Raw genomic sequence first — 1,102 nt, 5'->3', positions numbered from 1 at the left:
ATGAACTGGACAGGTAGCTAAGTTAAGTTTTCTGGCTGTAACATGCCCCTTCAGGAGGACGTCATGACAGCAAAAAGAAAACGACACAAGCCCGAGTTTAAGGCGAAAGTAGCACTGGAAGCCTACAAGGGGGATAAGACCATAAACCAGCTAGCCAGCGAACATGAAGTGGCAGCTGTTCAGGTTAGTCAGTGGAAGCGGCAGCTACTCCAGGGGGTTCCAGAGGTCTTTGGTAGAACACGGCCTGAGGTCGATCCAGATGCGCTCACAGCGCCACTGTACCAAGAGATCGGACGGCTCAAAATGGAGCTGGACTGGTTGAAAAAAAAATCTGGCAATGTCCATTGACGATAAGCGGAGGTGCATAGAGCCGAACCACCCAGAAATTAGTATTCAGCAGCAATGTGAGCTGATCGGGTTGAACAGGTCGAGTTGGTATTATCAAGCTAGTCCTGCCCAGGAAAGCAATGAGAATCTGCACATCATGCGCTTGATTGATGAGCAGTACACACGTACGCCATTTTACGGCAGTCGCAAGATAACTGCATGGCTCAATAATCAAGGCCATCCAGTCAATAGAAAGCGGATACAGCGGCTCATGAGGCTGATGGGAATACAGGGCATAGCACCAAGGCCAGGCACCAGTCTGAGGAACAAGGAGCATAAGGTTTATCCATACCTGCTTCGGGGTTTTGAGATTGTAAAGCCTAATCAGGTGTGGAGTACTGACATCACGTACTGCCCGATGCCCCAAGGGTTTATGTATCTGGTTGCCATTATTGACTGGTATAGCCGTTACGTGGTCAGCTGGGAGCTGTCGAACACACTGGATGCAGACTTTTGTATCCATGCGTTAAATCGAGCTCTGGAGAACGGTGAACCTGAAATATTCAATACAGATCAAGGCTGCCAGTTTACCAGTCATGATTTTCTAGCTCCCCTGCATGATCGGGATATCAGTATCAGTATGGATGGAAAAGGCCGGGCTTTGGATAACATTTTTGTGGAACGGCTCTGGCGTTCTGTAAAGTATGAATGGCTGTATACGCATGAGTTTCAGACTGTTCCTGAACTCTATGCAGGACTGGATGAATACTTTGAG

General features: G+C 48.3%; 2 protein-coding genes. Both read left to right on the top strand.

The features are described 5' to 3' along the window. Nucleotides 1–63 precede the first annotated feature (63 nt). Nucleotides 64–348, top strand: a complete 285-nt coding sequence (locus tag KDK14_RS13575) for a transposase (RefSeq protein WP_257265701.1) — start codon at nt 64–66, stop codon at nt 346–348. Further along, nucleotides 338–1,102, top strand: a 765-nt coding sequence (locus KDK14_RS13570; protein ID WP_257265700.1) for an IS3 family transposase, incomplete at its 3' end; no start/stop codon positions are given. The genes KDK14_RS13575 and KDK14_RS13570, both read left to right, overlap by 11 nt.

The sequence above is a fragment of the Endozoicomonas sp. ONNA2 genome (assembly GCF_024606365.1).
Taxonomy (GTDB): domain Bacteria; phylum Pseudomonadota; class Gammaproteobacteria; order Pseudomonadales; family Endozoicomonadaceae; genus Endozoicomonas.
This window is presented reverse-complemented; position numbering and strand designations above follow the sequence as displayed.

Coding starts and splice junctions, on each gene's coding strand:
- KDK14_RS13575 (WP_257265701.1), top strand. CDS start 64: ATGACAGCAAAAAGAAAACGACACAAGCCCGAGTTTAAGGCGAAAGTA.